Raw genomic sequence first — 23,907 nt, forward strand, 5'->3', positions numbered from 1 at the left:
TTCCGTTCAATTTTGATTTCAGCAAAATGGCTATTAAGTAATTGGATTTCTTAGCCTTGGGCGAAAAATCCTTAATAGCCATAAGAAGATACGGTTTGTGCTGAACCTTAACCGTCTGAAGCGAATCGAGCCAGAGCCTCGTTGCTCAGCATCAGTTCTGCTTTCAGTTGGACGGCGCACAATCCTTCGACATGGGCGTTTTCGCAACATCGCCGCGACCGGTGCAGATCAAGCTGATGCGCATGCCGATTTGTAACCCTGCGGCATAGTTGGCATGGGCATCATCGAGCTCGAATTGCGGCTCCATAAACTGGTTTACCCCGCCGCGCAGCGTGACATAGGGATTGCCGAACATATCCGTGTTAATCGAGTCCACCACACCCGCGACCTTGAAGCGCTTGCCTTTGAACTGCTGATCAGCCGCGACCGTGTTGCGGTCATAGGCCTGGGCCAGTTGCTGAGCGCCCACTTCTATCATTGGCTCGGCCGGTGCAGCCACCTTGGCTGGCTGAGTCTGGTTACTTGAGTTCGTAGCAGCCTTGCCGGACGGGCGATCCCCCGAAGCCATCGCAACTAGCACCAGCGCCAGCCAGGCAAAGCCGATCGCCCTGCTAGTAGTGCTATGCCCCTGGCGCAGAAGGAACCAAACAAAAATGACCGGAAACAGAAAAATGCCCACGCCCAGCCAGAAGCCAACACTGCGGTTGACTACGAATACCGGCTGCGTTTGAGGCGTAGCGGTCTGCTTAGCGATGGGGGCACCACAGTGAGGGCAAGCCGTCGCCTGATCGCTAGCCATGCGATCGCACTCGTAACAGGTGATCAATGCCATGTTGCTACTCCTTGATTGTGATTCCTGGTTTGCAGGCGCTACCGGCTTGCTTGTGCCAATCAAGATATGTAGCGTTACTGGACGCATCTAGAGTGTTTACCTGTACAGGTAAAATTTCCGCGCAGATGGAGCCGCGATGAAACGCAAGCAGTCAATCGAGTCCGTGCGCTGGGATCTGGCCCTTCGCTACCGCCTGATCGAGACCATCGCATGGTGGGAGGGCCGTCTGACCACAGGTCATCTGATGCAGAGCTTCGGCATCAGCCGGCAGCAGGCGTCGAAGGACATCAACTCCTACATCACCGACTACGCGCCGAAGAACCTGGAATACGACAAGCATTTGAAGGGGTATGTGCCGAGCCGCCACTTCAAACCGCTGTTTATCGATGACAGCGCCAGCGCCTACCTGCACCTGCTCAACCAGAATCACGACCGTGCACCGCACATCGAAGGTCTGGCGCTGGCCTATGCACATACCGAGGTACTGGACGTGCCGGATCGTTCGGTACGCCCGGAGGTGCTGCGCCCGCTACTCAAGGCCTGCCGCGAGGGGCTGCGACTGGAATGCGAGTATGTGTCCTTCACCACGCCCGACGGTGAGACCCGCCTGATCGCACCGCATACACTGATCTACACCGGCATGCGCTGGCATGTGCGGGCCTACTGCGAGAAGAACCGTGATTATCGCGACTTCGTGCTGAGTCGCTTTCGCGGTGAGCACGACCTGATGGATGCCCCCTCGGAGCACACTCGCGCGCTCGACAAGGGCTGGAACACGCCTCTCACGGTGGTTATCGAGCCGGACTCGCGCCTCAAGCCGGAGCAGCGCGCGATTATCGAAGCCGACTACGGCATGCGTGATGGGCAGTTGGTGATCGAGACCCGTGGCGCCCTAGTGCAGTACGTGCTGCAGCGCTATCAGATCGACCCGACCAAGGTGCACGCCAAAGCCACGGCGCAGCAGATCGTCGTCACCAACCTCGACGAACTGCAGCCCTGGCTTTATCACTGACCGACGGAACCAGCATGGCGACTCAACCGCTGCTGTATACCCTGCACATTCAGCTGGAGCCGTTGAACTTCAATCCTCCGGTCTGGCGTCGCCTACGCGTGAACGGCGACTGCACCCTGCGCAAGCTGCACCACTTCATCCAGGCAGCCTTTGGCTGGCACAGCAGCCACCTGCATGAGTTCAGCGACGGCATCCATCGATACCTGCCGCTGGATGCCGAGCTGATGTACATGTACGACGATGCGCTGGATGACCGTAAGAGCAAACTGCGCCGCGTGCTCAAGGAGGCGGATCGACTGCGCTATCTCTACGACTTCGGCGACAGCTGGCAGCATGTGATTGCCGTGGAGAGCATCGAACCCTGTGACTTCACCGGCACCTGGTGTGAGGTGCTTGATGGCGCTCGCGCTTGCCCGCCGGAAGATGTGGGTGGCGTGCCCGGTTATCTGGACTTCCTGGCTTCAGGCGGCGGCTTCGATCCCGAGCTGTTTGACCGACGCGCCGCCCACGCGGCGGTGCAGCGGATCTGCAATAACTTCTGGGGTTGAAGCCAGCGCCGCCAAGAGCCGCCACCGCTTAATCCGCAGTACCGCCATAGGCCAGCCGGGCAAGCCCGAGCAGTACGGGCAGCACCAGCGCCAGGGGTAAAAGATCGTTAAGGGTGGGCAGCAAGATCATAGGAGGTCCTCCTGGTCGGTTACCCCCAACCTAGCGAGAACCGCCCGCCAGGGCGATCTGTCTACTTTTCGACTGTAAACAATCCGTGCAGACCCCACACGTTGGCGACGAACGCACCTTGTCGAAATGACGGAGCACTCATTACTGTATATAAATACAGTTATCGGTCACCCCGTCATGAGCAACGCCCTTATCCTCGGCCCGCTGCAGCGCAGCGGCACCGCCCTCCCTCTCTTCGATGCACGCGTCCCAGCCGGCTTTCCCAGCCCTGCGCTTGATCACATGGAGCACAAGCTTTCGCTCGATGCACTGCTGGATCTGCAGGCCCCGCACACCTATGTGGTCGCCGTCAGCGGTGACAGCATGATCGGCGCCGGCATCTTCGATAACGACCACCTGATCGTCAGTCGCGCGCTGCAAGCCCGCCCCGGACATGTGGTGGTGGCATGCCTCAACGGCGATGTGTTTGTGAAGCGCCTGGCGCAGGATCAAGGGCAATTCGTATTGCGCTCGGAGAATCCCGCCTACTCGCCACGCTACATTCTGGACCAGGATGAGCTGATGATCTGGGGAGTCGTCACCCATAGCCTGCGCAATCACCTGAACTATGGCTGAGCCGGTCTACGCACTGATTGATTGCAACAGCTTCTATGCCAGCTGCGAGCGGGTCTTTCGCCCCGATCTGCAGCGCACACCCATCGTGGTGCTCAGCAATAACGATGGCTGCGTCATTGCCAGGTCTGCCGATGCCAAACCGTTCGTGAAGATGGGCGCGCTCTTTCACGAGATTCGTGGCGACCTCAAGCGCCACGGCATCGTGGCCTTCAGCAGCAACTACGCACTGTATGGCGACATGAGCGAACGGGTGATGTCCATCCTGGAGGCCCGCTTCCCGAGCGTCGAGATCTACAGCATCGATGAAGCCTTCGCCAATATGACCGGCCTTCCCGAACCTCTGGAGTCGATAGGCCGTCAGGTACAAGCGGAGGTGAAACAGAAAACCGGTATTCCCGTAGGTATTGGCATCGCCACTACCAAGACACTCGCCAAGCTGGCCAATGCCGCCGCCAAGCGCTGGCAAAAACAGACAGGGGGCGTCGTAGATATTCGCGACTCTGTTCGGCGTGACAAGCTGCTCAAGGCTATGCCGGTTGAAGAGGTCTGGGGTATCGGCCCGCGCCTGCGCACGCACCTAGAAGGCATGCAGATCAAAACGGCCTGGGAGCTGGCGCAGATGGACGCCTGGACGCTGCGTAAGCGGTTCAACGTGGTGGTGGAGAAGACCGTGCGAGAACTGCGCGGAATAGCCTGCCTGGAGATTGAGAGCGAGATCGAACCCAAGCAGGAGATCTGCTCCAGCCGCTCGTTCGGCAAGCGACTGCGCGAGTTACAACCTATACAGGAGGCCGTCGCCGCCTATGCCATGCGTGCCGCCGAAAAACTGCGCAAGCAGGAATCACTTTGCCGGCAAGTGCGCGTCAGCCTGCGCACGGGGATGTTCAACCCCGCTGAAGTCAGATATGCCAACGGCATCCTCTGCCAATTGCCCTACCCTACCGATGACAGCCGGCTGATCATCCAGGCCATTCAGACTGGGCTGAAGGAGGTGTACCGCGAGGGCTTCAGCTACGCCAAGGCGCAGGTGCTGCTATTGGATCTCTGCCGAAAGAATGAGTACACACCGGATCTGTTCGCCCCAGAGCAGCCCATCAGAACCGAGCGACTGATGAGCACCCTGGATGCGATCAACAGCCGCTGGGGGCGGGGCACATTGCAGCCAGGAAGAACGGCCAAGCCCGCGGAGTGGTCAATGCGCAGAGAGTTCCTGTCACCCGCCTATACCACACGGTGGACAGATCTACTTGTAGCTAAAGCTCTGTAAGCACGCATAAGCCACCGCTTGCTTTGAAGGACAGGATACGGCCATAGGAAATCAGACAGTGGCCTGCTGAGCTGAAGCAACCAGCCATATATGAGCTGGTGAGCATTATCAAAATGGCTCCGCAGGAAACAAGGCGAATACAGTCCCCCGTACGGACAAGATCAGTGCAAGCTCCGCACAAACGGTCACCAAACGGTCACCACAAGTGGTCTTCAGGAGTTAGGTTGAAAAAACGCACCCATAAAAAAATCCAGTCACCGCTAAGTGACTGGATTTTTTAGGGTTTTTTGGTCGGGACGGAGTGATTCGAACACTCGACCCCTTGCACCCCATGCAAGTGCGCTACCGGGCTGCGCTACGCCCCGACGATGCTTCCGGGTGACCGAAAGCGGGAGGAACTATACATTAAGCTTTTGAAATAAGGCAACTTTTTCTTGGCCTTACTTCTTCAGAACGTGCAGAACGTCCTCGAGCTCCGCAATCATCTGCTTGATCAGCTGACGATACTGGGTGGTGTCGTCCTTGGCCTCGTCGCCGGAGAGGCGCTGGCGCGCCCCGCCAATGGTGAAACCCTGATCGTACAGCAATGCTCGAATCTGCCGGATCATCAGCACGTCCTGGCGCTGATAGTAGCGGCGGTTGCCCCGCCGCTTGACCGGGTTCAACTGTGGGAATTCCTGCTCCCAGTAGCGCAGAACGTGAGGTTTGACCGCGCAGAGTTCGCTGACTTCACCAATGGTGAAGTAGCGTTTGCCGGGAATTGCCGGTAATTCGTCGTTATGACTTGGTTCCAGCATAGGCCTCGACCCTGGCTTTCAATTTTTGCCCTGGACGAAAAGTGACCACACGGCGAGCCGTGATTGGAATCTCTTCCCCTGTTTTCGGGTTACGACCGGGTCGCTGGCGCTTGTCGCGCAAGTCGAAGTTGCCGAACCCGGAAAGCTTGACCTGTTCGTTCAGCTCAAGAGCCTGGCGGATCTCTTCAAAAAACAGCTCCACCAGTTCCTTGGCTTCCCGTTTGTTCAGGCCGAGCTCTTCATACAGACGTTCCGCCATTTCAGCTTTCGTCAGAGCCCCCATACGCTACTTCCTTAACGTGGCGTTGAACCTTTGTTCGAGGCAGGTGAGGATATTTTGCGTAGTAGTACTCACCTCATCGTCATTAAGAGTGCGCGATGGATGTTGCCAGGTCAAGCCGACGGCAAGGCTTTTTCTAAGCGGATCAATGCCTTTACCGTGATAGACGTCAAATAGCTTGAGGTCCGTCAGCCATTCACCCGCTGTCTCGCGGATCGCCGCCAGCACGGCTTCGGCCGGTTGCTCGCGATCGACCAGCAACGCCAGGTCACGACGCACTTCGGGGAAGCGCGACAGTTCGCTGAACGCCGGCATGCGACCCACGGCGACCTCGGCCAGCACCAGCTCGAAGAGATACACCGGCTGATCCAGCCCCAGGGTCTTGGCCAGCTCCGGGTGCAGGGCACCAATGAAGCCGACCAGGCGCCCTTCTCGCTCGATGCGCGCGGTCTGGCCTGGATGCAGGGCCGGATGCTCGCCTGGCACGAAGCTGAAGGCATCGACCGCGCCGGCATAGCCCAGCAGCGCTTCGACATCGGCCTTGAGGTCATAGAAGTCGACGCCGTCACGGCTGTTGGCCCAGCCTTCCGGCAGGCGACTGCCACTGATCACGCCGGCCAGCATGGCTTCCTGCTGCAGACCTTCGAGCTGACCGACGAAACGCAGGCCACTCTCGAACAGGCGCACGCGCGACTGCTGGCGGTTCAGGTTGTGCTCCAGCGCCTTGACCAGACCCGGCCACAGCGACGAACGCATGGCCGCCATGTCGGCGGAAATCGGGTTGGCCAGCTGCAGCGGCTCGACACCCGGGGCGAAGAGCTCAAACAGTTTGGGATCGATGAAGCTGTAGGTGATCGCTTCCTGGTAGCCGCGCGCGACCAGCAGGCGACGCAGCGCAGGCAGCTCGGCGCGCGCTTCGGCCTTGGCCTGCGGCGCCAGACGGGCTTGCGGGTAACGCACCGGCAGACGGTTGTAGCCGTACAGTCGGCCCAGTTCTTCGATCAGATCGACTTCCAGGCTGATATCGAAGCGGTGGCTCGGCACACTGACCTGCCACTGACCGGCGCCCTGGGTGCTGACGCCCAGACCCAGCGCGGTGAGCAGACGCTCCACTTCGCTCGCGTCCATGTCCATGCCCAGCATCTGACTGATACGCTCGGCACGCAGCGTCACAGGAGCGACGTTCGGCAGGTCGGCTTCGCTGCAGGCCTCGATGATCGGGCCGGCTTCACCGCCCACGATCTCCAGCAGCAATGCGGTCGCACGCTCCATGGCCTGGCGCGCCAGTTGCGAGTCGACGCCCCGCTCGAAGCGGTGCGAGGAATCGGTGTGCAGGCCATAGGAACGCGCCTTGCCGGCGATGGCGATGTTGTCGAAGAAGGCGCTTTCCAGGAACAGGTCGCGGGTCTTGCCGCTCACGCCGCTGTGCTCGCCACCCATTACCCCTGCAATGGCCAGGGCGCGCTGATGATCGGCGATCACCAGCGTATCGGCACGCAGGCTGACCTCCTGGCCATCGAGCAGCACCAGCTTCTCGCCCTCTTCCGCCATGCGTACGCGAATGCCACCGTTGATCTCGGCGAGATCGAACGCATGCATGGGCTGGCCCAGTTCGAGCATCACGTAGTTGGTGATGTCGACAGCCGGATCGATGCTGCGCACGTCGGAACGGCGCAGGCGCTCCACCATCCACAGCGGCGTCGGACGCGACAGGTCGACGTTGCGGATGACACGCCCCAGATAGCGCGGGCAGGCCTGCGCGGCCAGCACGTCCACCGAACGCACTTCATCATGCGCCGGCGCCACCGGATCGATGGCCACCGGCGTGACCGCAGCACCGTACATGGCGCCGACTTCGCGAGCCAGGCCGGCGATGGACAGGCAGTCGCCGCGGTTCGGGGTCAGCCCCAGCTCGATGCACACGTCATCCAGGCCGAGATAATCACGCAGGCTCTGGCCCACCGGCGCATCGGCCGCCAGCTCCATCAGCCCGCTGTTGTCATCGCTGACCTGCAGCTCGGACGCCGAGCAGAGCATGCCCTGCGATTCCACACCGCGCAGCTTGGCCTTCTTGATCTTGAAGTCACCCGGCAGTTCGGCGCCGATCATGGCGAACGGTACCTTGATGCCGGCGCGGGCATTGGGCGCACCGCAGACCACCTGGAAGGTCTCGCCGCCGTTGCTCACCTGGCAGACGCGCAGCTTGTCGGCGTCCGGGTGCTGCTCGGCGCTGAGGATCTCGCCCACGACGATACCGCTGAAGGCACCGGCGACGGGCTGAACGGCGTCGACTTCCAGGCCGACCATGGACAGACGCGCGACCAGGTCGTCACGCGATACATCAGGGCTGACCCAGCCGAGCAGCCACTGTTCACTGAATTTCATACTGTCTGTTCTCCTTAAACGAATTCGATGACGAGGGCACGGCGCTAGCGAAATTGCGCCAGGAACCGCAGGTCGTTATCGAAGAACAGGCGCAGATCATTGACGCCATAACGCAGCATGGCCAGGCGCTCGACACCCATGCCGAAGGCGAAGCCCGAGTATTTTTCCGGGTCGATGCCGCTCATGCGCAGCACGTTCGGATGCACCATGCCGCAGCCCATGACTTCCAGCCAGCCGGTCTGCTTGCACACGCGGCAACCCTTGCCCGAGCACATCACGCACTGCATGTCGACTTCAGCCGACGGCTCGGTGAACGGGAAGAACGACGGACGGAAGCGCACGCCCAGCGGCTTCTCGAAGAACACGCGGAGGAATTCCTCGATGGTGCCCTTGAGGTCGGCGAAGCTGATGTCCTCGTCGACCAGCAGGCCTTCGACCTGGTGGAACATCGGCGAGTGGGTGATATCGGAGTCGCAGCGATAGACACGGCCCGGGCAGACGATGCGGATCGGCGGCTGCTGCGATTCCATGGTGCGCACCTGAACCGGCGAGGTGTGGGTGCGCAGCAGCATGTTCGCATTGAAATAGAAGGTGTCGTGCATCGCCCGCGCCGGGTGGTGGCCGGGGATGTTGAGCGCTTCGAAGTTGTGGTAGTCGTCTTCGACTTCCGGGCCTTCGGCAACGCTGTAACCGATATGGGTGAAGAACTGCTCGACGCGTTCCAGGGTGCGGGTCACCGGGTGCAGGCCACCGGAGGCCTGACCGCGGCCCGGCAGGGTCACATCGATACGCTCGGACGCCAGCTTCTCGGCGAGCAAGGCCTGCTCAAGCACGGATTTGCGGGCATTCAGGGCGTCTTGCACCTGGCTCTTGGCAGTGTTGATCAGGGCGCCGGCTTTCGGGCGCTCCTCGGCCGACAACTTGCCCAGGGTCTGCATCAGGGCAGTCAGTTCGCCCTTCTTGCCAAGGTACTGAACCCGGAGCTGTTCCAGGGCGTTGACATCTTCGCTTTGTTGCACGGCCTCGAGCGCTTGGGAGACCAATGCATCCAGATTTTCCATTTACAGACTCCAGATACGAAATAGGGGAAGAGCTGTTAAGGCTCTTCCCCTATCTTTGACGTTGCCACCGGGCGAACCCGGTGATTGTCGGGGGACTTAAGCCAGAACGGCCTTAGCTTTCTCGACAATCGCAGCAAACGCCGCTTTTTCGTTCACTGCCAGATCAGCCAGGACCTTACGGTCGATTTCGATCGACGCTTTCTTCAGGCCAGCGATCAGACGGCTGTAGGACAGGCCGTTGACGCGAGCACCAGCGTTGATACGAGCGATCCACAGTGCACGGAACTGACGCTTGCGCTGACGACGGTCACGGTAGGCGTATTGGCCTGCCTTGATCACCGCTTGCTTGGCAACACGGAACACGCGCGAACGAGCGCCGTAGTAGCCCTTGGCGAGCTTCAGGATTTTTTTGTGACGAGCACGAGCGATAACGCCACGCTTAACACGAGCCATGAGTAATTACCTCTAAGTATCTTGACCGATTAACGAACGCGCAGCATGCGCTCGACTTTTGCGACGTCCGACGGACCGATCAGCGAGCTGCCACGCAGCTGGCGCTTACGCTTGGTGGACATCTTGGTCAGGATGTGGCTCTTGAAAGCGTGCTTGTGCTTGTAACCCGAAGCAGTCTTCAGGAAGCGCTTAGCAGCACCACTCTTGGTTTTCATTTTTGGCATGTTTAGTACTCCGCATTCATTAACAACTGATAACCATCAGGCCTGCCAGTGCCCGGGAGGTTATTTACGCTTCTTGGGAGCGATGACCATCATCAGCTGGCGTCCTTCCAGCTTAGGATGCTGTTCGACGGTGCCGAGCTCGATCAGGTCTTGTTCGACCCGCTTGAGCAGCTCCATCCCCAGTTCCTGGTGAGCCATCTCACGGCCGCGGAATCGCAGAGATACCTTGGCCTTGTCCCCATCTTCAAGGAAACGTATCAGGTTGCGTAGTTTTACCTGATAATCCCCTTCTTCCGTCCCTGGACGAAACTTGATTTCTTTGATCTGCTGCTGATGCTGGTTCTTCTTGGCAATCGCAGCCTGTTTTTTCTTCTCGAACAGGTGCTTGCCGTAGTCCATGATGCGGCAAACTGGCGGTACTGCATCAGCCGAGATCTCTACCAGATCCAGCTTGGCTTCTTCAGCCACGCGCAATGCTTCATCGATCGAAACAATACCGATCTGCTCGCCATCTGCGCCAATCAGGCGCACTTCGCGGGCGGTAATGTTTTCGTTGATCGGCGCCTTGGGGGCGGCCCGCTTGTCCTGTCTCATATCACGCTTAATAGTTCTTACTCCAAATCTTGGCGACCACGCCGGGAAACCGCTTGCTGCAACTGCACGGCGAACTGCTCGAGAGGCATTGACCCCAGGTCAACGCCTTCGCGGGTGCGCACAGCAACGGATCGTGTCTCGACTTCCCGATCCCCGATAACCAGGAGATAGGGAACCTTGAGCAAGGTATGCTCGCGGATTTTAAAGCCGATCTTCTCGTTTCTCAAGTCAACCTTGGCACGAAAACCGCTTTGATTGAGAGTTTTCTCCGCTTCGCGGGCAAAATCGGCCTGCTTGTCGGTGATATTCATGATCACCGCCTGGGTCGGCGCCAACCAGGCCGGGAAGGAACCGGCGTAATGTTCGATCAGCATGCCGATGAAACGCTCGAAGGAACCGAGGATCGCACGGTGCAGCATGACCGGGCGCTTGCGGTTGTTGTCTTCGGCGATATAGCTGGCGTCCAGACGCTCGGGCAGGTTCGGATCGTACTGCAGGGTGCCGCACTGCCAGTTACGGCCCAGGCAGTCACGCAGCGTGAACTCGATCTTCGGACCGTAGAAAGCGCCCTCGCCCGGCTGGTATTCCCACTCCAGGCCGGATTCGTTGAGCGCATCGGCCAGCGCACCTTCGGCGCGATCCCACAGCTCTTCGGAACCCACGCGCTTGGCCGGACGAGTCGACAGCTTCATGGCGATGTCGGTGAAGCCGAAGTCCTTGTAGACATCCAGCGTCAGCTTGATGAAGTCGGCCGCTTCCTTCTTCACCTGCTCTTCGGTGCAGAAGATGTGCGCATCGTCCTGCACGAAACCGCGCACGCGCATGATGCCGTGCAGCGCGCCGGACGGCTCGTTACGGTGGCAGGCACCGAACTCGGCCAGGCGCAGCGGCAGGTCACGGTAGGACTTCAGGCCCTGGTTGAACACCTGCACGTGGCACGGGCAGTTCATCGGCTTGACCGCGTAATCGCGATTTTCCGAGGCCGTGGTGAACATGTTCTCGGCGTAGTTGGACCAGTGACCGGAACGCTCCCAGAGAATGCGATCGACCACCTGCGGCGTCTTGATCTCCTGGTAGCCGTTCTCGCGCTGCACCTGGCGCATGTACTGCTCGAGCACCTGATAGACAGTCCAGCCATTGGCGTGCCAGAACACCATGCCCGGCGCTTCTTCCTGCAGGTGGAACAGGTCCAGCTGCTTGCCGATACGACGGTGATCGCGCTTCTCGGCTTCTTCGATGCGCTGGATATAGGCAGCCAGCTGCTTCTTGTCCGCCCAGGCGGTGCCGTAGACGCGCTGCAACTGCTCGTTCTTCGAGTCGCCGCGCCAGTAGGCACCGGAAATCCGGGTCAGCTTGAACGCCTTGAGGAAGCGCGTGTTCGGCACGTGCGGACCACGGCACATGTCGACGTATTCTTCGTGGAAGTACAGACCCATGGCCGTTTCATCGGGCATGTCGTCGATCAGGCGCAGCTTGTACTCCTCGCCACGGGACTTGAACAGCTCGATGACATCGGCGCGCGGCGTCATCTTCTTGATGACGTCGTAGTCCTTGTCGATCAACTCGGCCATGCGCTTCTCGATGGCCGCCATGTCTTCTGGCGTGAAGGGACGGTCGATGGCGATGTCGTAATAGAAGCCTTCATCGATGACCGGACCGATCACCATCTTGGCATTCGGATACAGCTGCTTGACCGCATGGCCAACCAGGTGAGCACAGGAGTGGCGGATGATTTCCAGCCCCTCTTCGTCCTTCGGCGTGATGATCTGCAGGGTGGCATCGGTATCGATGACGTCGCAGGCGTCGACCTGCCTGCCATTGACCTTGCCAGCCAGGGTGGCCTTGGCCAGACCCGCACCAATGGATTGAGCGACTTCCAGTACGGATACCGGATGATCGAACGAACGTTGACTGCCATCGGGAAGAGTAATGATGGGCATGGCGCCTCCTCTCCTAGTGGTGACCCCTACCAAAGGTCACGTGGGTTGGGATGAGCCAGGAAGCGATTCGGCGGTATATCTGCCTAACAATGGCAGGAGCCCGAGGACCAACCAGACCGAACCAGAGTCACTGGAGGTAAAGAGTACGGATGCTTTCAGAAAGCCTGAGCCCTGACAAGCCGCCGCGAACAACAAAGAACACAAAAGGCGATGCAGCACCCGAAAAATCCGGGCAATAAAAAAGGGGTCGCTTGGCGACCCCTTTTTATCGATTTGGTAGGCACAATTGGACTCGAACCAACGACCCCCACCATGTCAAGGTGGTGCTCTAACCAACTGAGCTATGTGCCTTCGATGGGTGCGCATTCTACGCAGATCTTTTCGGGCGTCAACAAGTTTTTTCGCTAACTTACTGAAATAGTCCAATTTTTTACGTTCGGCAGGATCGTTGAATATTTTGCACAGCCACTAGCCGGCTATTTGCAACTCAGGTAGCATCCGATCATTCGTAAAAAATAAAGAACAGAGGTTCAATATGGCGCACACGGCATACCCACAATCCTATTACGCCGCTTCTGCCAACCAGGCCGCTCAACGCCCCGCCCTGCAGGGAGAAGTGGAAACCGATGTGTGCATCATCGGTGCCGGCTACACCGGCCTGTCCACTGCCCTGTTCCTGCTGGAGAACGGTTTCAAGGTCAGCATCCTGGAGGCGGCCAAGGTCGGCTTCGGCGCATCCGGCCGCAACGGCGGACAGATCGTCAACAGTTATAGCCGCGACATCGATGTCATCGAACGTACTGTCGGCCCCAAGCAGGCCCAGCTGCTGGGGCAGATGGCCTTCGAGGGCGGCCGCATCATTCGTGAGCGCATCGCCAAGTACGACATCCAGTGCGACCTGAAGGACGGCGGCGTGTTCGCCGCACTGACCAGCAAGCAGATGGGCCACCTGGAAGCGCAGAAGAAGCTGTGGGAGCGCTACGGCCACACCCAGCTGGAACTGATGGACGCAGCGCGTATCCGTGAAGTGGTCGCCACCGACAACTATATCGGCGGCATGCTGGACATGAGCGGCGGCCATATCCACCCGCTGAACCTGGCACTGGGTGAAGCCGCTGCAGTCGAGTCGCTCGGCGGCGTGATCTACGAACAGTCGCCGGCCATTCGCATCGAGCGCGGCGCCAACCCGCTGGTGCACACCCCGGAAGGTCGTATCAAGGCCAAGTTCGTCGTGGTCGCGGGTAACGCCTACCTGGGCAACCTGGTACCGGAGCTGGCCGCCAAGTCGATGCCGTGCGGCACCCAGGTGATCACCACCGAGCCGCTCTCCGATGAGCTGGCCGCCAGCCTGTTGCCGCAGGACTACTGCGTCGAGGACTGCAACTACCTGCTCGACTACTACCGCCTCTCCGGCGACAAGCGCCTGATCTACGGCGGCGGCGTGGTCTATGGCGCACGCGACCCTGCCAACATCGAAGCCATCATCCGGCCGAAGATGCTCAAGACCTTCCCGCAACTGAAAGACATGAAGATCGATTACGCCTGGACCGGCAACTTCCTGCTGACCCTGTCGCGCCTGCCGCAAGTCGGTCGTATCGGCGACAACATCTACTACTCCCAGGGCTGCAGCGGCCATGGCGTGACCTACACGCATCTGGCCGGCAAGGTGCTGGCCGAGGCGCTGCGTGGCCAGGCCGAGCGTTTCGATGCCTTCGCCGACCTGCCGCACTACCCCTTCCCTGGCGGCCGCCTGTTCCAGGTTCCGTTCAGTGCCATCGGCGCGTGGTACTACACGCTGCGCGACAAGCTGGGCGTCTGACCCGAGCCTTCAACGAAAACGGCGCCCTCGGGCGCCGTTTTCGTTTGTCTCATGGACAGGCCGGCAAGGCCTGGCACTGTCCGGCCGAACCGGCGACCTGCGGCGGCGCGGCGAAGCGCGCGTCCTGCGGTGCCAGGCGCTGCGCGCATGCCTGGGCCTGGCGCGCCTCGCCCGCACAGCTGCGCTCCCCCAGCAGTTGGGACAGGTTGTACCAGCCGGCGGCGAAGTCGGGCTCGCGCTTGAGGCTCTCGCGCAAGGCCTGCTCGGCGCCCTTGCGGTCACCATCGGCATAGCGGCTGTTGCTCAGGGCGAACCAGGGCAGTGCCTGCTCCGGCCAGGCCTCGGCCGCACGGCGATAGGCACGACGCGCCGGCTGAGCGTTGCCGGTCTGCTCCAGGTCATTGGCCGCCTGCATCCAGGCGTGCATGTCGGCCTGCGCCGGCAGCCGCTCCGGCGGCAGCGTCAGCACCGCCCAGCGACCACCACGCGCCCAGGTCTTGTCGAAGCTGGTGAAGCTGTCTTCGAGCCGTCGCGTGGTGGCCGAACGCAGGACCAGCGTGCGTTCGCGGCGGTCATAACCCACCACCACTGCGAAGTGCCACTGGGGATACCAGTCGAACGCCAGGTTCTGCAGCACCAGCACCGGGTTGCCCGCCGCGACCTCCGCCAGTATCGCCTCCAGGCGCGGCTGCAACGGGTAGACCAGCAGCTCATGGCTGCGCGCAGCGGCGACCATCTCGACCTGCAGGCTGCCCTCGCGGCCGGGAAGGTAGACCTTGTCCTTGAGTGCACCGGGCGTCGTCAGCACGCCACGCTGGTTGAGCATGGTGGCCAGCGCCGCCGGCCCGCACTGATAGGCGTCCTGCGGGAAGAAGGGCACATCGGTCAACTCGACGCGTTCAGGCAGGCGCTGGGCCTCCGGCGATAACACCGGAGACCGCGCGCAGGCTGTGAGTAGAACGACGGATGCGATACAGCAGAGGCGGATCAGCGATTGATGCATTTGACGAAACTGAAGATGTTGGTGGCGCACAGCATATCAGTGATGATGAAGATCACCAGAAACAGCACGATGATGCCGACCACACCGGCACCGGCAGGCGCCTGATCGAGCTGCTGGTTGAACTGCGCCAGTTCGGCCGGCGTCAGGCTGGCAATACGCGACTCGACCTGCTCGCGATCGACGCCCATGGCGACCAGTTTGTCCTTGACCTGCTGATCATCGAGCATGGCCATCAGCTGTTGCTGGTCGACCTGGTGCTGCTGCTCGGCGATCACCTCCTGAGTGCCGATCATCGCGGCGTTCGCCGCAGGGATCTGCGCGACCAGCAGCAGATGAAACAGCGCAGTGACAGCGGCCAGACGACGCATGGCGGGGTTCATGGAAATTGTCATTGTGGTTATCTCCTGAGGGATGAGGTAGCCAATAGACAGCATCCGAATCGCTCAGGTTCAGACCACCAGTCCGCCGCCGCTCAGGTTTCCTGCAGCAGCTGGCTGAGCACCGCGCGCAGCTTGCCCGGCTTGACCGGCTTGTTCAGCAGTGGCGCCCCCAGAACCTGCAGCTGGCGACGACAGGCGTCGCTGCGGTCGGCGCTGATGATCAGCGCCGGGATCGTCCGGGAAAAGCGCTCGCGCAACTGCTGGATGACCTCGCAGCCCAGCACGCCGTGATCGAGGTGGAAATCGGCGAGGATCACCTCGGGCGCCCTGCCCTGCAGGTTCTCCAGCGCCTCGGGCAGATCCAGCGCGGTGACCACCTCGCAGCCCCACTGGCCGAGCAATGCCGCCATGCTGTGGAGAATGTCCGCTTCGTTGTCGATCACCAGCAGACGCCGCCCCGGCAGCGGATTGCCAAGCACCGCCTGCGCCGCCGGCTGCACCTGGCGCAGCGGATGCTGGCGGGCCAGCGGCACGCGGATGCTGAACAGCGAGCCGCGCCCCGGCTGCGAGCGTACCTGCACCGGGTAGCCGAGCATGCGGGCGATGCGCTCGACGATGGCCAGGCCGAGGCCGACCCCCTTGCGCTCCGCCGCGCGGCCGACGTCCAGCTGATTGAATTCGAGGAAGATGCTGTCCAGCTGATCGGCGGCGATGCCCCGCCCGCTGTCCCAGACCTGCAGTTCGACGAAGTCGCCGCGGCGCCGCGAACCGAGTAGCACCCCGCCCGCCTCGGTATAGCGACAGGCGTTGCTGAGGAAGTTGCGCAGAATGCGCGTCAGCAGACGAAAATCGGTGTGCACGGCGCAATCGGCGATCTGCACGCGCAGGCGCAGGCCACTGGCCCCGGCAACGCCCTCGAACTCCGAGGCCAGCGGCGCCAGCAGTTCTTCCAGGCGATAGGTGTCGACGTCCGGTTTGATCGCCGCCTGATCCAGCTTGGAGATGTCCAGCAGATCGGCCAGCAGGTCTTCGGCGCCTTCGAGTGCCAGGTGGCTGCGTTCGACCAGGTTGTGCTCGGCGCTCGGCAGCGCCCGCTCACGCAGCGTGGAGATCAGCAGGCGCGCGGCGTTCAGCGGCTGCAGCAGGTCATGGCTGGCCGCTGCCAGGTACTTGTCCTTGCTGCGATTGGCGGTCTCGGCGGCATCGCGTGCCTCGCGCAGGGCCAGTTCGATGCGTTCGCGCTCTTCGATCTGGCGCTGCAGGTTACGGTTGGATTCGAGCAGTTCGAAGGTGCGCGCGGCCACGCGCTGCTCCAGTTCGTCGTTGAGCAGCTGCAGGCGCTGCTGGGCCTGCTTGCGCTCGGTGATGTCGGCGACGAAACCCTCGAAGACTCCTTCGCTCTCGGGCTTGAGCAACAGGTTCATCAGCACGTCGATGGTGCTGCCGTCACGACGGCGCAGGCGCGTTTCGTAGCCGAGCAGAGCCTGCCCCTGGCTCAGGCAGTCGCGGATCAGCGCCAGCTCGTCGAAGCCGCCGACGAACAGGTGCCGGGCCAGGTCGTCCGGCGCCCACAATACCTGCAGCGGATCGTCATAGCCGAGCATGCGCGCCATCGCCGGATTGGCCGCCAGCACACCGTCCTGCAGGCTGGCCTGGATGATGCCGTGCACGGCGTGTTCGAACAGCCATTTGTAGCGATTGCGCTCGACTTCCAGCTCTTCCAGGCGCGCCAGCAGCTCCGGGTAATGGCTCTTGCGCGCCGACTGGCTGCCAAGACCGAGCAGCCCGGCCAGCGCCTCGTCAGAGCGCCTCGCCATAGACCACCTCGACGTCTCGCTGCGTGGACTCGCGCGGGTTGGTGAGAATGCAGGGGTCGTCCATGGCGTGGCTGGACAGGAAGGGAATGTCCGAGGTGCCGACACCGTGCAGCCCCAGGGTCTCGCGGAAGCCCACGGCATGCTTGAAGGCGATCAGGTGCTCGACCAGGCGCTGGCGAATCTGCGCATGGTTGAGGCCACGGCAGTCGATGCCGAGGGTCTCGGCGATCACCTTGAAGCGCTCCGGCGCCGCGCTGTAGTTGAACGCCACCACATGCTCGACCAGCACCGCATTGCACAGGCCGTGCGGCAGGTCGAGGAAGCCGCCCAGGCTGTGGCTCATGGCATGCACCGCGCCGAGGATGGCATTGGAGAACGCCAGGCCGGCCTGCATGCTGCCGAGCATGATCTTCTCGCGCAGGGCGATGTCGTGCGGGTTGGCGATCATCTCCACCAGGTTGCCGTTGATCAGGCGCATGGCCTCCAGCGCGTGCGGGTCGGTCAGCGGGCCGTTGCCGGTGGATACGAAGGCTTCGATGGCGTGCACCATGGCGTCGATGCCGGTACAGGCGGAGAGGAAGGGGTCCATGCTCAGCGTGGTTTCCGGGTCGATCAGCGACACATCGGGCACCACGGCCTTGCTGACGATGGAGAACTTCATCCGCTCCTGCTGGTTGGAGATGATCACGAACTGCGACACGTCGGCCGAGGTGCCGGCGGTGGTCGGAATCAGGATCAGCGGCGGGCTGGGCACGCGGATGGTATCCACCCCTTCGAATTCGAGGATGCTGCGCCCGTGAGCGACGACGATGCCGATGCCCTTGGCGCAATCCATCGGGCTGCCGCCCCCTACCGCGACGATGACGTTGCAGCCCTCGCTGCGGTACAGCTCGGCGCCTTCCATCACCTCCTCGACCCGGGGGTTGGGCGACACGCGGGTGTACAGGCAGTAGTCGATGCCCTGGTTCTGCAGGCTCGCCTGCACGTCACCCGCCCAGCCAGCAGCGACCACGCCCGGGTCGGAAACCACCAGCACCTTGCGTGCACCGAAGGTCTTGGCGTAGTTGCCGACATTGTGCCGAGAGCCGGCACCGAAGATGATCTCGGGAGAAACGAACTTGCGCAGCTGACTCAAATCGTGGCTCATACAACGGCCTGAAGTTTCTTGTTATGGATGGCGCTCAGCCTACTGCATTGCTCGGCTAATGCAATGCGACCAGCGTTCAGTGCAAACCCTGGTAGAAGGCATGCTCGGCGCGCAATGCGCTGGCCAGATTGGCAGCCTGGCGAAAGCCGTGGCGTTCTTCGGCGAACAGCTGGTATTCGACCGGCAAACCGCGCTGGCGCAGCGCCTCGACCATGGCTTCGGTCTGGCTCGGCACCACCACCGCGTCCAGGGCGCCCTGAAAGAAGATCACCGGCACGCGGATGCGTTCGGCCTGCCACAGGGGCGTGCGCGTGCGGTAGCGTCCGGCATGCTGCTGCGGGTCGCCAATCAGCCAGTCCAGGTAGTCGGCCTCGAACTTGTGCGTCAGCCTGCGCAGGGCCAGCGGATCGCTGACACCGTAGAGGCTGGCGCCGCCGCGCAGCGTCGGCAGCTCGACCAGGGCGCGCAACGCACTGAAGCCACCGGCACTGCCACCGCGCACGAACACGCGCTGCGGATCGACGCGCCCGGCCTCGACCAGGCTATCGATGGCGGCGCGGATGTCCTCGACCTCCAGCTCGCCCCAGCCACCGGCCAGACGCAGGCGGTACGCGCGGCCATAGCCGCTGCTGCCACGGTAGTTGAGGTCGAGCACGGCGTAGCCGCGCAGCGTCCAGAAGGCGATGCGCGGGTCGAATACCGGGTAGCAGGCGGAGGTCGGGCCGCCATGCAGGAAGATCACCAGCGGCGGACGCGTCACGGCCGGGACAGGCGCGTAGAAGAAGCCGTGGCAATGCTCGCCCTGCCCCACCGGGCAACTCAGGCCCTCGGGGCGGGAAAGCAGCGGCGCGGGCAAGGGCTGCGCCCCACCGGCAAGGACCTGCAGAGCGCCATCGCAGCGGCGAATGGCGAGTACCGCCGGCAGCCGATCCGGTGCGGCGGCGATGCAATAGAAATACTCGGCATCCGCGCTCAGGCCACGGAAACGTGTGAAGCCCGCGGCCAGCCGACGCTCGCCGGCTGCGTGGTGCCCCGCCGCGCTCGCGCCCAGCGCACAGGCAACCAGCACGCCCGTACCCTGCTCGAAACGGCTCAGCAGGAACTCGCCATCGTCCAGCGCCAGGTAGGTGCGCCCGCCCAGCTGCCACGGCGCTGCGGCGTGATCGCCAGGTGCGACGCCCAGTTTCATGCGCTCGTCGACGCACTCCGGCTGCCACCAACCGGCCTGATCGCTCAGCACCCACAGCCGCCCCTGCGCGTCGAAACGTGGCTGCTGCAGAGATCGATCCCCCGCCTGACCAGCCAGCACACGGGTGCGCTCGCCCGACTCGCGCTGGCACAGGCGCGTGGCGATCCAGGGCTGGTCGGGGCGATCCCACTCGATCCAGGCCAGGCGCCGGCCATCGGCATCGGCCACCGGCGCCGCGTAGAAGTCGGCGCCCTCCACCAGCACGTCGCGCTTGCCGGTGAGGCCGATGCGCACCAGTCGATGCACTACAGCATCGCCTTCATGACTTTCCTCGACCGCCAGCAGCGCCTGCCAGGCAGGCACGAAGCACAGGTCACCGTAGCGGCAACTGGCGTTTGCCGTCAGCGCCTGCGGCTCGCCTTGCGCAGGAGCCAGCGGCAGATGGTAGACCTGCTGATCAGCCTCATTGACCAACGCCACACCCTGATCGGTGGCGCAGCAGGCGCCGCCGCCGTACTCGTAGACCCGGCTGCGCACGGAGAACCCCGCTGGCGTCAGTTCCCGGCTCGCACCATCGCGCCAGAAGAACAGCCCGCAACGCGCCCGTTCAGGATCGAAGGCCACCCACAGCAGGCCACCATGAGCCGCCTGCAGCTCGGCGAAGTCGGCGCTGGCGGCAACGGCCTGCTCGGCACTCCAGAGCAAGTCGGGGTCGCGCTCGTCTACGCCTTGCATATGATCCGCGAGGCCTTCTCGTTGCGAAACTGCAGGGCGTCCAGCCCCAGCGGCGCGGCCTCGGCCTGCTGGCGGGCGGCGAGGATCAGGTCATGCCGCGCCGACTTGCTGCACACCGGGTCGGCATTGCTGGCGTCACCGGTGAGCATGAAGGCCTGGCAGCGACAGCCGCCGAAGTCCTTGTCCTTCTCGTCGCACGAGCGGCACGGCTCGGGCATCCAGTCGTCGCCGCGAAAGCGATTGAAACCGAACGAATGCCGCCAGATATGCTCGACGCTGTGCTCGCGCACATTGGGAAACTGCACCGGCAGCTGCCGCGCGCTGTGGCAGGGCAAGGCGGTGCCGTCGGGGGTGATGTCGAGGAACAGGTTGCCCCAGCCGTTCATGCAGGCCTTCGGGCGTTCCTCGTAGTAGTCCGGGGTGACGAAGATCAGCTTGCACGGGTGCTGCTGCGCCGCCAGCTTGTCGCGCCACTGGTTGGTGATGCGCTCGGCGCGCTCCAGCTGCGCCCGCGTCGGCAGCAGCCCGGCACGGTTGAGTTCGGCCCAGCCGTAGAACTGGCAGGTGGCGAGCTCGACGAAGTCCGCCTCCAGCTCCAGGCACAGTTCGATGATGCGCTCGATGTTGTCGATGTTGTGCCGGTGGGTGACGAAATTGAGCACCATGGGGTAACCGTGCGCCTTGACCGCACGGGCCATCGCCAGCTTCTGGGCGAAGGCCTTCTTCGAGCCGGCGAGCAGGTTGTTCACCTCCTCGTCGGCAGCCTGGAAGCTGATCTGGATGTGATCCAGCCCGGCCTCGGCGAACTCGGCAATGCGCGCCTCGCTCAAGCCGATGCCGGAGGTGATCAGGTTGGTGTAGTAGCCCAGGCCACGGGCCGCCGCGATCAGCTCGGCCAGGTCCTGGCGCACCAGTGGCTCGCCGCCGGAGAAACCCAGCTGCGCAGCGCCCAGTTCACGGGCCTGGCGGAAGACCTCGATCCATTCGGCAGTGGACAGCTCGGCGCCCTGCCGGGCGAAGTCCAGCGGGTTGGAGCAGTACGGGCACTGCAGCGGGCAGCGGTAGGTCAGTTCGGCCAGCAGCCACAGCGGCGGCCCGACCTGCACGTCCGGCTTAGCGAAGCTCGATCCAGAACTGAGCATGGGCCACCTCCATGAAGGCGAGGATGTCTTCGTCGATACCAGGTACGTCCGGGAAGCGCTGGTGCAGGTTGCCGATGATCTCGGCCACCGAGCGCTTGCCGTCGACCTGCTGGAGAATCTCGCTGGCGCTGTCGTTGAGCTTGATCATGCCTTCCGGATAGAGCAGCACGTGGCAGCCCTGGGCCGGTTCGAACTGCAGGCGAAAGCCACGGCGGATGGCAGGTACATTGGCCAGGATCGAGGCGCTCATGGATGGCTCCGTCATCATCTGGCTCATGGCGCGATCCCCCGATGCCAGAGGCACTGGTCGGTCACCGTGTGATACGGCGGGCGTTGCAGTTCATAGGCCATGCTCATGGCATCGAGCATGCTCCACAGCACGTCCAGCTTGAACTGCAGGATCTGCAGCATGCGCTCCTGGGCATCGCGGCTGCGGTAGTGCTCGAGGGTGATGCGCAGGCCATGCTCGACATCTCGGCGCGCTTCCTTCAGGCGCTTGCGGAAGTAGTCGTAGCCGCTGCCGTCGATCCACGGGTAGTGCTGCGGCCAGCTGTCCAGGCGCGACTGGTGAATCTGCGGGGCGAACAGCTCGGTGAGCGAGCTGCTGGCCGCTTCCTGCCAGCTGGCGCGGCGGGCGAAGTTGACGTAGGCATCGACGGCGAAACGCACGCCCGGCAACACCAGTTCCTGCGACAGCACCTGCTGGCGATCCAGGCCGACCGCTTCGGCCAGGCGCAGCCAGGCCTCGATGCCGCCCTCCTCGCCGGGGGCACCGTCGTGGTCGAGAATGCGCTGCACCCACTCGCGGCGAGTCTCGCGATCCGGGCAGTTGGCGAGAATCGCCGCATCCTTGAGCGGGATGTTCACCTGGTAGTAGAAGCGGTTGGCCACCCAGCCCTGGATCTGCTCACGGCTGGCGCGCCCTTCGTACATGGCGCGATGGAACGGGTGGTGGATGTGGTACAGCGCGCCCTTGGCGCGCAGCGCCTGCTCGAATTCGGCAGGACTCATGGCAGGTTGGCTCATCGGCACTCCGTCTTGTTGTCATCGGCCTGTTACAGCGTGATGCTCATGCCATCGAATGCGACCTCGACACCCTGCGCATCCAGTTCGGCGCGCTCGGGCGAGTCGAGGTCGAGAATCGGGTTGGTGTTGTTGATATGGATGAGGACCTTGCGCGCCGCCGGCAGGCCTTCGAGGACCTCGAGCATGCCGCCCGGGCCGCTCTGGCACAGGTGGCCCATCTCGCTGCCGAGCTTGTCGCCGACTTCGCACACGCGCATCTCGTCGTCACGCCACAGCGTGCCGTCCACCAGCAGGCAGTCGGCGCGGCGCATCCAGCTCAGCAGTTGCTCGTCCACCTGGCCGAGGCCCGGGGCGTAGAACAGGCTGCGGCCACTGCGCCGGTCCTCGATGAACAGGCCGATGTTGTCGCCCGGATGCGGGTTGCCACGGTGTGGCGAGTACGGCGGTGCGCTGCTGCGCAGAGCGATGGCGGTGAGGCTCAGTGCCGGGCAGGCCGGAATGCTGAACGGCTTGGCGTCGAGGCCGATCAGGCGATGCTGCAGCCCGCCATTCCAGTGGCTGAGCATGTTGAACAGCGGAAAGCCCGTGGTCAGGTCCTGATGGACCATCTCGGTACACCAGACCTCGTGCGGGCAGCCTTCGCGCAGGGTCAGCAGACCGGTGCAGTGATCGATCTGGCTGTCGAGCAGGACGATGCCGGCGATCGCCGTGTCGCGCAGCTTGCGCGCCGGCTGCAGCGCCGGGAAGGCCTCGATCTGCGCGCGGATGTCGGGCGAGGCGTTGCACAGGATCCAGCGCTCGCCATCATCGGAAATGGCAATGGACGATTGCGTGCGCGGTTGCGCGCGCAGGGAGCCGGCGCGCACGCCACGGCAGTTGCGGCAGTTGCAGTTCCACTGCGGGAAACCACCGCCGGCGGCGGAGCCAAGAATCTGGATATGCATGACGGGTCACCAGCGGGATGCCCCGGTCGAGCCGGGGCCAGGAGCGATCAGCGGTTGGCGAAATACAGGGTGACTTCGAAGCCAATACGCAGGTCGGTGTAGGCGGGTTTAGTCCACATGGTGCGGTCCTCTTGTTATTCAGCCGGGGCATTCCGGCAACCCCATTAAGCCCCCGCCAGGCAGGTGGCCAAATGGTACTTTGGGAGGAGATTCGCCTGGCATTGGTAGGTACGGTCGACCGTCGCGACGCCGGGGTCAGGCAACCGGCGCGCAGAAAAAACGCGGCCGAAGCCGCGTTGCGATAAGGATCTGCTGCCGTTCAGGCCCATAGCTGCCTGCAGACCCACCCGGACAGGGTTGCTCGCCTGGCAATAGGGCGGCGCGCCGGAGCGAGCGCACCGCCCTGGGTACATGGCCGGCTCACGATCCCGCGAGCCGGAGACCTGCTGCCAATGCAGCAGCAGATGCTGTGCTGGCGGTCAGAAGAAGCCCAGCGGATTGATGTCGTAGCTGACCAGCAGGTTCTTGGTCTGCTGGTAGTGATCGAGCATCATCTTGTGGGTCTCA

At 62.7% G+C, this 23,907-nt stretch carries 25 protein-coding genes and 2 tRNA genes; 5 read left to right on the forward strand and 22 right to left on the reverse strand.

The genetic code is table 11. From position 1 onward, the window contains the following. Positions 1 to 163 precede the first annotated feature (163 nt). Positions 164 to 832: a hypothetical protein gene (locus tag E4487_RS13935; protein ID WP_175253648.1), complete on the reverse strand. Its 669-nt coding sequence runs from the start codon at positions 830 to 832 to the stop codon at positions 164 to 166. A 136-nt stretch (positions 833 to 968) separates the two neighbouring features. Between E4487_RS13935 and E4487_RS13940 the strand changes: the two genes are divergently transcribed. The 4 genes from E4487_RS13940 to umuC all read left to right on the forward strand — a co-directional run bounded on the left by E4487_RS13940 (position 969) and on the right by umuC (position 4,404). After that, positions 969 to 1,844 carry a WYL domain-containing protein gene (locus E4487_RS13940; protein WP_175253649.1) on the forward strand — a complete coding sequence of 292 codons (876 nt, stop codon included), beginning with the start codon at positions 969 to 971 and terminating at the stop codon, positions 1,842 to 1,844. Positions 1,845 to 1,858: 14 nt separating this feature from the next. Next, a complete protein-coding gene (locus tag E4487_RS13945; RefSeq protein WP_175253650.1) occupies positions 1,859 to 2,392 on the forward strand; it encodes a plasmid pRiA4b ORF-3 family protein in 534 nt (177 codons plus the stop codon). A 307-nt stretch (positions 2,393 to 2,699) separates the two neighbouring features. Continuing rightward, the gene (locus E4487_RS13950; RefSeq protein WP_175253651.1) at positions 2,700 to 3,137 is read left to right on the forward strand and encodes a LexA family transcriptional regulator; all 438 of its coding nucleotides are present in this window, start codon (positions 2,700 to 2,702) and stop codon (positions 3,135 to 3,137) included. Continuing rightward, positions 3,130 to 4,404, forward strand: coding sequence for a translesion error-prone DNA polymerase V subunit UmuC (umuC, locus tag E4487_RS13955; RefSeq protein ID WP_175253652.1), 1,275 nt, complete (start codon positions 3,130 to 3,132; stop codon positions 4,402 to 4,404). Before E4487_RS13950 ends, umuC begins: the two co-directional genes overlap by 8 nt. Positions 4,405 to 4,692: 288 nt before the next feature. Here umuC and E4487_RS13960 read toward each other — a convergent pair. The 10 genes from E4487_RS13960 to E4487_RS14005 all read right to left on the reverse strand — a co-directional run bounded on the left by E4487_RS13960 (position 4,693) and on the right by E4487_RS14005 (position 12,489). After that, positions 4,693 to 4,769: transfer RNA gene (locus E4487_RS13960), tRNA-Pro, on the reverse strand. A gap of 75 nt (positions 4,770 to 4,844) precedes the next feature. Beyond that, positions 4,845 to 5,201 carry a MerR family transcriptional regulator gene (locus tag E4487_RS13965; protein WP_013716019.1) on the reverse strand — a complete coding sequence of 119 codons (357 nt, stop codon included), beginning with the start codon at positions 5,199 to 5,201 and terminating at the stop codon, positions 4,845 to 4,847. Continuing rightward, complete coding sequence (ihfA, locus tag E4487_RS13970; protein ID WP_003243414.1) at positions 5,182 to 5,484, reverse strand: integration host factor subunit alpha; 303 nt, start codon at positions 5,482 to 5,484, stop codon at positions 5,182 to 5,184. The genes E4487_RS13965 and ihfA overlap by 20 nt, the downstream gene beginning before the upstream one ends. Before the next feature lie 3 nt (positions 5,485 to 5,487). Further along, on the reverse strand, positions 5,488 to 7,866 hold the full coding sequence (gene pheT, locus E4487_RS13975; RefSeq protein ID WP_175253653.1) for a phenylalanine--tRNA ligase subunit beta: 2,379 nt from the start codon (positions 7,864 to 7,866) through the stop codon (positions 5,488 to 5,490). Between the two features lie 44 nt (positions 7,867 to 7,910). After that, on the reverse strand, positions 7,911 to 8,927 hold the full coding sequence (gene pheS, locus E4487_RS13980) for a phenylalanine--tRNA ligase subunit alpha (protein WP_175253654.1): 1,017 nt from the start codon (positions 8,925 to 8,927) through the stop codon (positions 7,911 to 7,913). Positions 8,928 to 9,023: 96 nt separating this feature from the next. Further along, positions 9,024 to 9,380: a 50S ribosomal protein L20 gene (gene rplT / locus E4487_RS13985; RefSeq protein WP_003243409.1), complete on the reverse strand. Its 357-nt coding sequence runs from the start codon at positions 9,378 to 9,380 to the stop codon at positions 9,024 to 9,026. Between the two features lie 29 nt (positions 9,381 to 9,409). Continuing rightward, entirely contained in the window at positions 9,410 to 9,604 is a 195-nt protein-coding gene (rpmI, locus tag E4487_RS13990; RefSeq protein ID WP_003243407.1) for a 50S ribosomal protein L35, read from the reverse strand. Positions 9,605 to 9,664: 60 nt separating this feature from the next. Beyond that, entirely contained in the window at positions 9,665 to 10,198 is a 534-nt protein-coding gene (gene infC, locus E4487_RS13995) for a translation initiation factor IF-3 (protein ID WP_037055100.1), read from the reverse strand. 17 nt (positions 10,199 to 10,215) lie between these two features. Beyond that, the gene (gene thrS, locus E4487_RS14000) at positions 10,216 to 12,138 is read right to left on the reverse strand and encodes a threonine--tRNA ligase (RefSeq protein WP_175253655.1); all 1,923 of its coding nucleotides are present in this window, start codon (positions 12,136 to 12,138) and stop codon (positions 10,216 to 10,218) included. A gap of 274 nt (positions 12,139 to 12,412) precedes the next feature. After that, positions 12,413 to 12,489 (reverse strand) — tRNA-Val (locus E4487_RS14005). A 184-nt stretch (positions 12,490 to 12,673) separates the two neighbouring features. On the opposite strand from E4487_RS14005, the gene E4487_RS14010 reads away from it, so the two are divergent. Beyond that, positions 12,674 to 13,957 (forward strand): FAD-binding oxidoreductase, encoded by a 1,284-nt coding sequence (locus E4487_RS14010; RefSeq protein ID WP_175253656.1) that lies wholly within the window; start codon positions 12,674 to 12,676, stop codon positions 13,955 to 13,957. Between the two features lie 49 nt (positions 13,958 to 14,006). Here the strand turns inward: E4487_RS14010 and E4487_RS14015 are convergent, their stop codons facing one another. From E4487_RS14015 to E4487_RS24555, 11 genes are all read right to left on the reverse strand, one after another. Then, complete coding sequence (locus tag E4487_RS14015) at positions 14,007 to 14,960, reverse strand: PA2778 family cysteine peptidase (protein WP_218952954.1); 954 nt, start codon at positions 14,958 to 14,960, stop codon at positions 14,007 to 14,009. Further along, complete coding sequence (locus tag E4487_RS14020; protein ID WP_037055091.1) at positions 14,945 to 15,352, reverse strand: PA2779 family protein; 408 nt, start codon at positions 15,350 to 15,352, stop codon at positions 14,945 to 14,947. Before E4487_RS14020 ends, E4487_RS14015 begins: the two co-directional genes overlap by 16 nt. Before the next feature lie 80 nt (positions 15,353 to 15,432). Continuing rightward, complete coding sequence (locus tag E4487_RS14025) at positions 15,433 to 17,157, reverse strand: NahK/ErcS family hybrid sensor histidine kinase/response regulator (RefSeq protein WP_175253658.1); 1,725 nt, start codon at positions 17,155 to 17,157, stop codon at positions 15,433 to 15,435. Next, positions 17,141 to 18,304 carry an alcohol dehydrogenase-like regulatory protein ErcA gene (gene ercA, locus E4487_RS14030; RefSeq protein ID WP_047587443.1) on the reverse strand — a complete coding sequence of 388 codons (1,164 nt, stop codon included), beginning with the start codon at positions 18,302 to 18,304 and terminating at the stop codon, positions 17,141 to 17,143. Before ercA ends, E4487_RS14025 begins: the two co-directional genes overlap by 17 nt. A 76-nt stretch (positions 18,305 to 18,380) precedes the next feature. Beyond that, on the reverse strand, positions 18,381 to 20,228 hold the full coding sequence (locus E4487_RS14035) for a S9 family peptidase (protein WP_175253659.1): 1,848 nt from the start codon (positions 20,226 to 20,228) through the stop codon (positions 18,381 to 18,383). After that, positions 20,216 to 21,370, reverse strand: coding sequence for a pyrroloquinoline quinone biosynthesis protein PqqE (gene pqqE, locus E4487_RS14040; RefSeq protein ID WP_175253660.1), 1,155 nt, complete (start codon positions 21,368 to 21,370; stop codon positions 20,216 to 20,218). Before pqqE ends, E4487_RS14035 begins: the two co-directional genes overlap by 13 nt. Beyond that, on the reverse strand, positions 21,342 to 21,620 hold the full coding sequence (gene pqqD, locus E4487_RS14045) for a pyrroloquinoline quinone biosynthesis peptide chaperone PqqD (protein WP_047584179.1): 279 nt from the start codon (positions 21,618 to 21,620) through the stop codon (positions 21,342 to 21,344). Before pqqD ends, pqqE begins: the two co-directional genes overlap by 29 nt. Positions 21,621 to 21,643: 23 nt before the next feature. Beyond that, positions 21,644 to 22,396, reverse strand: coding sequence for a pyrroloquinoline-quinone synthase PqqC (gene pqqC / locus E4487_RS14050; protein ID WP_175253661.1), 753 nt, complete (start codon positions 22,394 to 22,396; stop codon positions 21,644 to 21,646). Positions 22,397 to 22,425: 29 nt separating this feature from the next. Continuing rightward, the gene (gene pqqB / locus E4487_RS14055; protein WP_134678045.1) at positions 22,426 to 23,340 is read right to left on the reverse strand and encodes a pyrroloquinoline quinone biosynthesis protein PqqB; all 915 of its coding nucleotides are present in this window, start codon (positions 23,338 to 23,340) and stop codon (positions 22,426 to 22,428) included. Between the two features lie 47 nt (positions 23,341 to 23,387). Beyond that, entirely contained in the window at positions 23,388 to 23,459 is a 72-nt protein-coding gene (gene pqqA, locus E4487_RS14060) for a pyrroloquinoline quinone precursor peptide PqqA (RefSeq protein WP_080756929.1), read from the reverse strand. A 360-nt stretch (positions 23,460 to 23,819) separates the two neighbouring features. Further along, positions 23,820 to 23,907 (reverse strand): hypothetical protein (locus E4487_RS24555; protein WP_235191660.1); only part of this gene is annotated, 88 nt, incomplete at its 5' end.

The organism is Pseudomonas sp. BMW13 (genome assembly GCF_013357275.1).
In the GTDB taxonomy this organism is placed as follows: Bacteria; Pseudomonadota; Gammaproteobacteria; order Pseudomonadales; family Pseudomonadaceae; genus Aquipseudomonas; species Aquipseudomonas khazarica.

Excerpts from the sequence above, each read along its gene's own strand:
- E4487_RS13935 (WP_175253648.1), bottom strand. The coding sequence starts at position 832 with ATGGCATTGATCACCTGTTACGAGTGCGATCGCATGGCTAGCGATCAG.
- E4487_RS13940 (WP_175253649.1), top strand. The coding sequence starts at position 969 with ATGAAACGCAAGCAGTCAATCGAGTCCGTGCGCTGGGATCTGGCCCTT.
- E4487_RS13945 (WP_175253650.1), top strand. The coding sequence starts at position 1,859 with ATGGCGACTCAACCGCTGCTGTATACCCTGCACATTCAGCTGGAGCCG.
- E4487_RS13950 (WP_175253651.1), top strand. The coding sequence starts at position 2,700 with ATGAGCAACGCCCTTATCCTCGGCCCGCTGCAGCGCAGCGGCACCGCC.
- umuC (WP_175253652.1), top strand. The coding sequence starts at position 3,130 with ATGGCTGAGCCGGTCTACGCACTGATTGATTGCAACAGCTTCTATGCC.
- E4487_RS13965 (WP_013716019.1), bottom strand. The coding sequence starts at position 5,201 with ATGCTGGAACCAAGTCATAACGACGAATTACCGGCAATTCCCGGCAAA.
- ihfA (WP_003243414.1), bottom strand. The coding sequence starts at position 5,484 with ATGGGGGCTCTGACGAAAGCTGAAATGGCGGAACGTCTGTATGAAGAG.
- pheT (WP_175253653.1), bottom strand. The coding sequence starts at position 7,866 with ATGAAATTCAGTGAACAGTGGCTGCTCGGCTGGGTCAGCCCTGATGTA.
- pheS (WP_175253654.1), bottom strand. The coding sequence starts at position 8,927 with ATGGAAAATCTGGATGCATTGGTCTCCCAAGCGCTCGAGGCCGTGCAA.
- rplT (WP_003243409.1), bottom strand. The coding sequence starts at position 9,380 with ATGGCTCGTGTTAAGCGTGGCGTTATCGCTCGTGCTCGTCACAAAAAA.
- rpmI (WP_003243407.1), bottom strand. The coding sequence starts at position 9,604 with ATGCCAAAAATGAAAACCAAGAGTGGTGCTGCTAAGCGCTTCCTGAAG.
- infC (WP_037055100.1), bottom strand. The coding sequence starts at position 10,198 with ATGAGACAGGACAAGCGGGCCGCCCCCAAGGCGCCGATCAACGAAAAC.
- thrS (WP_175253655.1), bottom strand. The coding sequence starts at position 12,138 with ATGCCCATCATTACTCTTCCCGATGGCAGTCAACGTTCGTTCGATCAT.
- E4487_RS14010 (WP_175253656.1), top strand. The coding sequence starts at position 12,674 with ATGGCGCACACGGCATACCCACAATCCTATTACGCCGCTTCTGCCAAC.
- E4487_RS14015 (WP_218952954.1), bottom strand. The coding sequence starts at position 14,960 with ATGCATCAATCGCTGATCCGCCTCTGCTGTATCGCATCCGTCGTTCTA.
- E4487_RS14020 (WP_037055091.1), bottom strand. The coding sequence starts at position 15,352 with ATGACAATTTCCATGAACCCCGCCATGCGTCGTCTGGCCGCTGTCACT.
- E4487_RS14025 (WP_175253658.1), bottom strand. The coding sequence starts at position 17,157 with ATGGCGAGGCGCTCTGACGAGGCGCTGGCCGGGCTGCTCGGTCTTGGC.
- ercA (WP_047587443.1), bottom strand. The coding sequence starts at position 18,304 with ATGAGCCACGATTTGAGTCAGCTGCGCAAGTTCGTTTCTCCCGAGATC.
- E4487_RS14035 (WP_175253659.1), bottom strand. The coding sequence starts at position 20,228 with ATGCAAGGCGTAGACGAGCGCGACCCCGACTTGCTCTGGAGTGCCGAG.
- pqqE (WP_175253660.1), bottom strand. The coding sequence starts at position 21,370 with ATGCTCAGTTCTGGATCGAGCTTCGCTAAGCCGGACGTGCAGGTCGGG.
- pqqD (WP_047584179.1), bottom strand. The coding sequence starts at position 21,620 with ATGAGCGCCTCGATCCTGGCCAATGTACCTGCCATCCGCCGTGGCTTT.
- pqqC (WP_175253661.1), bottom strand. The coding sequence starts at position 22,396 with ATGAGCCAACCTGCCATGAGTCCTGCCGAATTCGAGCAGGCGCTGCGC.
- pqqB (WP_134678045.1), bottom strand. The coding sequence starts at position 23,340 with ATGCATATCCAGATTCTTGGCTCCGCCGCCGGCGGTGGTTTCCCGCAG.